Raw genomic sequence first — 7,878 nt, 5'->3', positions numbered from 1 at the left:
CCCCCCCCCCCCCCCCCCCCCCCCCCCCCCCCCCCCCCCCCCCCCCGCCCCCCCCCCCCCCCCCCCCCCCCCCCCCCCCCGGGGAGCGGGGGTCACGGGGACCCTGCTCCCGCGGTGATCACGGATCGATGAGCGTTCGACCGTCCATGATCACCGCGGGGCGGGGGTCACTCTCCGGCGGGCTGCTCCTGGGCGGGCTGCTCGTCGGCGGCCGGGGCGGCGGCGGGGGCGGCCGTCACGGCGATCCGCTGCGGCCGGGCGGCGGCGTGCACGCCGGCGACGCGCACGGTGAGCACCCCGGCGTCGTAGGTCGCGCTGACGGCCTCGGGGCCGACCGTGGTGGGCAGCGCGAGGGCGCGGCGGAAGCTGCCGTAGCGGAACTCGCTGCGGCGCACCGCACCCTCGGACCGCTCGCGGGTGTCGCGCCGCTCGCCGGAGACGACGAGGCGGTCGCCGTCCAGCTCCACGGTCACGTCGTCGGCGGTCAGCCCGGGCAGCTCGACGCGCACGAGCGCGTCGTCGCCGTCGCGGTCCACCTCGACGGCGGGGCTGAACCCGGTGCCGGGGCGGGCGGCGGTCCGCACGGGCGCGGCGAACGCCGAGCGCACGAGGGCGTCGAACTGCTGGTCGAACTGGCGGGCGAGGGAGAGGCTGTTCACGGTGTCCTCCTGGACTCCCGGCGCTCGGGGTGAGCGCCACCAGCTCGTACAACGTGAGCCGCCCCGGCTCAATCCCGTCGTTCGCTGGCGGCGTACGGTCCGCCGCACCACGATCGCGGTATGGACTACGTGAAGCTGGGCTCGACCGGTCTCGAGGTCTCCCGCCTGTGCCTGGGGTGCATGAGCTACGGCGAGCCGGACCGCGGCGGGCACCCGTGGACGCTGCCCGAGCACGAGAGCCGCCCCTTCCTGGAGCGGGCCCTGGACCTGGGCGTCACCTTCTTCGACACCGCGAACGTCTACTCGAACGGCTCCAGCGAGGAGATCGTCGGGAAGGTCCTGCTGAGCCGGGTCCGCCGCGAGGAGGTCGTCATCGCGACCAAGGTCCACGGCCGGATGCGCCCGGGCCCCAACGGCGCCGGGCTGTCGCGGCACGCGGTGCTCACCGAGGTGGACGCCAGCCTGCGGCGGCTGGGCACCGACTACATCGACCTGTACCAGATCCACCGCTGGGACCCCGCGACGCCGGTGGAGGAGACGCTGCAGGCGCTGCACGACGTCGTCCAGGCCGGCAAGGTCCGCTACCTGGGGGCCTCGTCGATGTGGGCGTGGCAGTTCGCCAAGGCGCTGCACCTGCAGGAGCTCAACGGCTGGACGCGGTTCGTGACGATGCAGGACCACTACAACCTCCTGTACCGCGAGGAGGAGCGGGAGATGCTGCCGCTGTGCGCCGACGCCGGGATCGGCGTGATCCCGTGGAGCCCGCTGGCGCGCGGCAAGCTGACGCGCGACTGGGACGCCACGACGAACCGCTCGGAGACCGACGAGTTCGGCAAGACGCTGTACCGGGACTCCGACGCCGACGTCGTGGCGGCCGTCGCCCGCGTCGCCGAGCGCCGCGGGGTGCCGCGCGCGCAGGTCGCGCTGGCGTGGGTGGCCCGCAACCCCGTGGTGACGGCGCCGATCGTGGGCGCCACGAAGCCGCACCACCTCGAGGACGCCGTGGCGGCCCTGGAGCTGGAGCTGACCGACGAGGAGGTCGCCGAGCTGGAGGCGCCCTACGAACCGCACGAGGTCGTCGGCTTCTGACCCTCCCCCTCCCCCTCCCCCTCGCCGTGATCTTGCTGGGACTCCCTGCAAGATCACGGAGGGGGTCACGGCGGGGGTCACGGCGGGGGTCAGGGCAGGGCGAGGACCGCGCGGGCCAGGGACGCGTGCGTGACGACGGTGGAGACCACCCCGCTGCGCAGCACGGCCGCGGTGGCCTCCGCGCGCACGCCGGCGTCGCCGGTCGCCATCGCCAGGACCTCGGGGGTGCGGCGCAGCTGCTCGCCGGTGACGCCGACGACGCGGTCGGCCAGCCCGGGCACCTCCCGCCCGTCGGCCCCGAACAGCACCCCGGTGATCTCCGCGACGGCACCGGCGGCGGTCAGCTCCCGCACGAGGGCGGGGTCCATCGCCTGCAGGGAGTCCAGGGCCGTGGACTCCCCCGGCAGCCAGGCGCCGATGGAGACGACCGCGCGCGTCATGCGCTCGTGCTCGGCGAGCGCCTCGGCGATCCCCGACTGCGCGCGCAGGCCCTCGGCGGCCGCGGCGTCGGGCACGGCCAGCGGCGCGTAGAACGTGGCCGCGGTGGAGGCGGTGGCCTCGGCGGTGCGGCGCACGAGGTCCACGGCGCTGTCCTCCACGTCGGGGCGCGGCAGGGCCCCGGACAGCTGCACGAACCGGCAGCGCAGCGGGCTGCGCACGGCGGCCGCCAGCACCGAGATGGCCCGCCCCCAGGCCAGGCCGACGACGTCCTCGGGGACGACGACCTCCTCCAGCAGCCCCGCGGTGAAGCGGGCGATGGTGCGGCGCTGACCCAGGACGGTGTCCTCCTCGGGCAGCAGGACGTAGGCCGCGCGCACCCCGAAGCGGGCGCGCAGCCCCTCGGCCAGCTCGGCGTCCAGCGAGGAGGGGACGGTCACCCGGATGTGGACGAGGCCGGCCGCCCGCGCGTCCTCGAGCAGCCGGGCGACCTTGAAGCGGCTGACGCCCAGCTCACGGGCGATGTCGACCTTCGTCCGCCCCTCGACGTGGAAGCGCTGAGCGGCGACGGCGGCCAGGGCGAGGCCGCTGTCGGTGGTGCCCGCGCGGGCCGGCGCCTTCGCCATGGTCCACCCCTCCCGGTCGACGTCCCGCCGTGCGGCGGGACCCAGTTGACACACCCCTGTGCCGCCGGTCACTATCGCACAACTGAGACTACCCCGCTCACATGAGCGGCAGGCTCGGTCCTGGACTGTCGACGAGGACACTGGAGGGGACGATGGCCGGACGCCACACGCGACGGGTCGCGCTCGCGGGGGCCCTCAGCGGCGCCCTGCTGCTGACGAGCTGCTCGGGCGCGGGAGGCGGTGGCGGAGGTGGCGGCGGCGCGGGCGGCGGCGAGGACGGCGGCGCGCAGAGCATCAACGTCATCATGGTGAACAACCCGCAGATGGTGGACCTGCAGGAGCTGACCCCGCGGTTCACCGAGGAGACCGGCATCACGGTCAACTACACCGTGCTGCCCGAGAACGACGTCCGCGACCGCATCACGCAGGAGTTCTCCAGCCAGGCCGGCCAGTACGACGTCGCCTCGATCTCCAACTACGAGGTGCCGTTCTACTCCGAGAACGGCTGGCTGGCTCCCCTGGACGACTACATCGCCGAGGACACCGAGTTCGACCAGGACGACATCCTGGACTCGATGGAGAGCTCGCTCACCGGCTCCGACGGCTCGGTGTACGCCGAGCCGTTCTACGGCGAGTCGTCCTTCCTCATGTACCGCACCGACGTGTTCGAGGAAGCCGGCCTGACGATGCCGGAGAACCCGACCTGGCAGGAGGTCGCCGACCTCGCCGCCCGCGTCGACAACGTCCGCCCGGGCATGCGCGGCATCTGCCTGCGCGGCCAGCCCGGCTGGGGGCAGGTCTTCGCCCCGCTGACCACCGTCGTCAACACCTTCGGCGGCACCTGGTTCGACGAGGACTGGAACGCCCAGGTGGACTCCCCCGAGTTCACCGAGGCCACGCGCTTCTACGTCGACCTCGTCCGCACCCACGGCGAGGCCGGCGCCCCGCAGGCCGGCTTCACCGAGTGCCTGAACAACATGACCCAGTCGAACGTGGCCATGTGGTACGACGCGACGTCGGCCGCCGGGTCGCTGGAGGCCGAGGGCTCCCCCGTCGCCGGGCAGATCGGCTACGTGCCGGCCCCGGTCGTCGAGACCGACTCCTCCGGCTGGCTGTACACCTGGGCGTGGGGCGTGCAGGAGGCCTCGCAGAACAAGGACGCCGCGTGGGAGTTCATCTCCTGGGCCTCCAGCCAGGGCTACGAGGAGCTCGTCGGCCAGGAGCTCGGCTGGGCGCGCGTGCCGGCCGGCAAGCGCACCAGCACCTACGAGAACCCCGACTACCAGGCGCAGGCCGGCCCGTTCTACGAGGCCACCCGCGACGCCATCCTCGCGGCCGACCCGCAGGACCCCGGCGTGCAGCCGCGCCCGGCCCCGGGCATCCAGTTCGTCGCGATCCCCGAGTTCGCGGCCATGGCCACCGAGGTCTCGCAGTTCGTCAGCTCGGCCATCGCCGGCCAGACCAGCGTCGAGGACGCCCTCGCGCAGGGCCAGCAGGTCGCCGAGCAGCAGGTGACGCAGGTCTACCAGGAGTGAGGCGCCGGCCGGCCCGCCCCGCACCCGCGGGGCGGGTCGGCCGCACCCGTCCCGCGCGCCACCCCGACACCCGCACCGACTCCCCGCAGGAGCAGACCGATGAGCACGGGCACCGACACCCCGAGCGCCCCCGGCGGCCGGTCGGCCGCGGGCAGCGCCGTCGCACCGCCCCCCACCACCTCCGCGACCGGCGCGCGCCGCGTCTCGAACTGGGCCCGCCGCGCACCGCTGATGCCGGCGTTCATCTTCCTCTTCATCGCCACCCAGCTGCCGTTCATCACCACGATCGTCATCTCGTTCACGAACTGGAACGCGCTGCGACCGGGCAACCGGTCCTTCATCGGCTTCGACAACTACGTCGAGGTCTTCTCCAACGCCCGGCTGCGCGAGTCCGTGTGGAACACCGTCGTCCTGACCGTCGTGGTGGTCGGGGTCAGCCTCGTCCTGGGCATGCTCATCGCGCTGCTGCTGGACCGGAAGTTCTTCGGCCGCGGCGCCGTGCGCACCATGATGATCGCCCCGTTCCTCGTCGTGCCGATCGCCGCGGCGCTGCTGTGGAAGCACGCGCTGTTCAACCCCTCCTACGGCCTGCTCAACGGCGTGCTGACGTGGGTGTGGGGCCTCTTCGGCAGCGACAGCCCCCCGCAGCCGGAGTACCTCACCGTCGCCCCGATGATCTCCATCCAGGTGGCGCTCATCTGGCAGTGGACGCCGTTCATGATGCTGATCCTGCTGGCCGGGTTGCAGTCCAAGCCCGCCGACGCGGAGGAGGCCGCGCGCATGGACGGCGCCAGCGGCTGGCAGATCTTCCGCTACCTGACCTTCCCGCACCTGCGCCAGTACCTGGAGCTGGGCGGTCTGCTGGGCGCCATCTACATCGTCCAGAACTTCGACGCCGTCTTCACCATCACCTCCGGCGCCCTGGGCACGGCGAACCTGCCGTACACGATCTACCAGACGTTCTTCCAGGCCGGTCAGTACGGCCTGGCCTCGGCGATGGGCGTCGTCGTCGTCATCGCCACGATCATCATCGCGACGTTCGCGCTGCGGGTCGTCTCGACCATGTTCAAGGAGGAGGGCGCCCGATGAGCACCGCCGCCCGCACCGCCCCCGCCGTCCGGCCCAGCGCCGGGCACGTCCCCACCAGCCGCCGCGAGCGCCGCGCCCGCGAGCTGAACCGCGGCAACCCGCTGTGGGGCCTGCTGGCCTGGATCGTCGGCCTGCTGTTCGTCGCACCCGTGCTGTGGATGGTCCTGACCTCCTTCCACTCCGAGACCGACGCGGCCACCAACCCGCCGGCCGTGGCCGCCGCGCTCACCCTGGACGGCTACCGCAGCTTCTTCGCCGCCGGCCCGTGGCCGCCGCTCATCAACTCGCTGTCGGCGTCCGTCGTGTCGACGATCATCGTGCTGTGCCTGGCGATCCCCGCCGCGTACGCGCTGTCGATCCGGCCGGTCAAGCGGTGGAGCGACGTCATGTTCTTCTTCCTGTCGACGAAGTTCATGCCCGTCGTGGCGGCCGTCCTGCCGCTGTACCTGTTCGCCCGCTACGCCGGGCTGCTGGACAACGTCACCTACCTGGCGCTGCTGTACACCGCGATGAACCTGCCGATCGCGGTGTGGATGATGCGCTCCTTCCTGGCCGAGGTGCCGGTGGAGATGCTGGAGGCCGCCTCCATCGACGGCGCCGGGCTGATCCGCACGCTGCGCTCGGTCGTCGCCCCCGTCGCGGTGCCCGGCATCGCGGCCACCGCGCTCATCTGCTTCATCTTCAGCTGGAACGAGCTGCTGCTGGCCCGCACCCTGACGGCGGTCGTCGCGCAGACCTCCCCGGTGTTCCTCACCGGGTTCGTCACCAGCCAGGGCCTGTTCCTGGCCCAGCTGTGCGCCGCGGCCACCGTCATCTCCCTGCCCGTGCTGGTCGCCGGCTTCGCCGCCCAGGACAAGCTCGTCCAGGGCCTGTCGATGGGCGCGGTCAAGTGACCGGCCCGGCGGCCCCGTCCACCCACACCCCCGGAGAGCTGCTGTGACCTCCACGACCTCCGCCGTGCCGCTCTCGCCCGCCACGCTGACCGAGGTCGGCCGCCGGGTGCCCGTGCCCACCTACGACCGCTCGGCGCTGACGCCGGGGATCGTCCACCTCGGGGTCGGCGGCTTCCACCGCGCCCACCAGGCGATGTACCTGGACCGGCTCATGGAGCGGGGGCTGGCGCACGACTGGGCGGTCCGCGGCATCGGCGTCCTGCCCCACGACGCGCGCATCCGCGACGCGATGAACTCCCAGGGCGGGCTGTACACGCTGGTGCTGAAGGACCCCGACGGCGGCCGCGAGCCGCGCGTCGTCGGCTCGGTCCTCGACGTCCTGCTGGCCCCCGACGACCCGGACGCCGCGGTGGAGGCCATGGCCGACCCGCGGATCCGCGTGGTGTCCCTGACGGTCACCGAGGGCGGCTACAACGTCGACGCCGTCACCGGCGAGTTCCTGCTCGACACCCCCGCGGTGGCCGCCGACCTGGCGCCGGACGCCGTGCCGAGCACGACGTTCGGGCTGGTCACCGAGGCGCTGCGCCGGCGCCGCGACCGCGGCCACGGGCCGTTCACCGTCATGTCCTGCGACAACATCCAGGGCAACGGGCACAACGCGCACAAGGTGTTCGTCGCCTTCGCCACCGCCAAGGACCCCGAGCTGGGCGCCTGGATCGACCAGCACGTGTCCTTCCCCAACTCCATGGTCGACCGGATCACCCCCGGCACGACCGAGGAGGACCGCGCCGAGGTGCGCGAGCGCTTCGGGGTCGAGGACGCCTGGCCGGTCGTGTGCGAGCCGTTCGTGCAGTGGGTGCTGGAGGACGACTTCGTCGCCGGCCGGCCGCCGCTGGAGGAGGCCGGCGTGCAGGTCGTCGAGGACGTCGAGCCCTACGAGCTGATGAAGCTGCGCCTGCTCAACGCCAGCCACCAGGCGCTGTGCTACTTCGGCCACCTGGCCGGGTACCGGCTGGTGCACGAGGTCGCGCAGGACCCGCTGTTCGCACGGTTCCTGCTGGACTACATGGAGCGCGAGGGCTCCCCCACCCTGCCGCCGGTGCCGGGCATCGACCTGGACGCCTACCGGCGCGAGCTGGTGCACCGCTTCTCCAACGGCGAGGTGCGCGACACCGTCGCCCGGCTGTGCAACGAGAGCTCCGACCGCATCCCCAAGTGGCTGCTGCCCGTGGTGCGCCACCAGCTGGCCACCGGCGGGGAGTTCCACCGCGCCGCGGCCGTCGTGGCCAGCTGGGCCCGCTACGCCGAGGGCGTCGACGAGCAGGGGCAGCCCATCGAGGTCTCCGACCGCCTCGCCGAGCGCCTCGTCGCCACCGCGCGGCGCAACCGGGAGGACCCCACCGCCTTCATCGCCGACCGCAGCCTGTTCGGCGACCTCGTGGACGACGAGCGTTTCGTCGCCGAGTACACGAGGGTCCTGCGCTCCCTGCACGAGCGGGGGGCGCGCGCGACGCTCGAGGAGGTCGTCGCCCGCTGACGCCACCGGTGC

7 protein-coding genes are annotated in these 7,878 nt (G+C 73.2%); 5 read left to right on the top strand and 2 right to left on the bottom strand.

Going from position 1 to position 7,878, the window contains the following annotated elements; translation table 11 throughout:
* Window positions 1-167 precede the first annotated feature (167 nt).
* Window positions 168-659 (bottom strand): Hsp20/alpha crystallin family protein, encoded by a 492-nt coding sequence (locus ACRYMY_RS13410; protein WP_432547758.1) that lies wholly within the window; start codon window positions 657-659, stop codon window positions 168-170.
* A 120-nt stretch (window positions 660-779) separates the two neighbouring features.
* Between ACRYMY_RS13410 and ACRYMY_RS13405 the strand changes: the two genes are divergently transcribed.
* The gene (locus ACRYMY_RS13405; protein WP_432547757.1) at window positions 780-1,748 is read left to right on the top strand and encodes an aldo/keto reductase; all 969 of its coding nucleotides are present in this window, start codon (window positions 780-782) and stop codon (window positions 1,746-1,748) included.
* An 89-nt stretch (window positions 1,749-1,837) separates the two neighbouring features.
* On the opposite strand, the gene ACRYMY_RS13400 is transcribed toward ACRYMY_RS13405, so the two are convergent.
* Window positions 1,838-2,812 (bottom strand): sugar-binding transcriptional regulator, encoded by a 975-nt coding sequence (locus tag ACRYMY_RS13400; protein WP_432547756.1) that lies wholly within the window; start codon window positions 2,810-2,812, stop codon window positions 1,838-1,840.
* 152 nt (window positions 2,813-2,964) lie between these two features.
* Between ACRYMY_RS13400 and ACRYMY_RS13395 the strand changes: the two genes are divergently transcribed.
* From ACRYMY_RS13395 to ACRYMY_RS13380, 4 genes are all read left to right on the top strand, one after another.
* Window positions 2,965-4,347: an ABC transporter substrate-binding protein gene (locus tag ACRYMY_RS13395; protein WP_432547760.1), complete on the top strand. Its 1,383-nt coding sequence runs from the start codon at window positions 2,965-2,967 to the stop codon at window positions 4,345-4,347.
* A gap of 231 nt (window positions 4,348-4,578) precedes the next feature.
* Window positions 4,579-5,436, top strand: a complete 858-nt coding sequence (locus ACRYMY_RS13390) for a carbohydrate ABC transporter permease (protein ID WP_432547759.1) — start codon at window positions 4,579-4,581, stop codon at window positions 5,434-5,436.
* Window positions 5,433-6,329: a carbohydrate ABC transporter permease gene (locus ACRYMY_RS13385; RefSeq protein ID WP_369070311.1), complete on the top strand. Its 897-nt coding sequence runs from the start codon at window positions 5,433-5,435 to the stop codon at window positions 6,327-6,329. Before ACRYMY_RS13390 ends, ACRYMY_RS13385 begins: the two co-directional genes overlap by 4 nt.
* 43 nt (window positions 6,330-6,372) lie before the next feature.
* Window positions 6,373-7,866, top strand: coding sequence for a mannitol dehydrogenase family protein (locus tag ACRYMY_RS13380; RefSeq protein WP_432547755.1), 1,494 nt, complete (start codon window positions 6,373-6,375; stop codon window positions 7,864-7,866).
* Window positions 7,867-7,878 lie beyond the last annotated feature (12 nt).

It is taken from the genome of Kineococcus haloalkalitolerans (assembly GCF_050871905.1).
Classification (GTDB): domain Bacteria; phylum Actinomycetota; class Actinomycetes; order Actinomycetales; family Kineococcaceae; genus Kineococcus.
Note: the sequence above shows the minus strand (reverse complement) of the source record. Positions and strands in the feature narration are given on the sequence as shown.

Coding starts and splice junctions, on each gene's coding strand:
- ACRYMY_RS13385 (WP_369070311.1), top strand. CDS start 5,433: ATGAGCACCGCCGCCCGCACCGCCCCCGCCGTCCGGCCCAGCGCCGGG.
- ACRYMY_RS13405 (WP_432547757.1), top strand. CDS start 780: ATGGACTACGTGAAGCTGGGCTCGACCGGTCTCGAGGTCTCCCGCCTG.
- ACRYMY_RS13390 (WP_432547759.1), top strand. CDS start 4,579: ATGCCGGCGTTCATCTTCCTCTTCATCGCCACCCAGCTGCCGTTCATC.
- ACRYMY_RS13395 (WP_432547760.1), top strand. CDS start 2,965: ATGGCCGGACGCCACACGCGACGGGTCGCGCTCGCGGGGGCCCTCAGC.
- ACRYMY_RS13400 (WP_432547756.1), bottom strand. CDS start 2,812: ATGGCGAAGGCGCCGGCCCGCGCGGGCACCACCGACAGCGGCCTCGCC.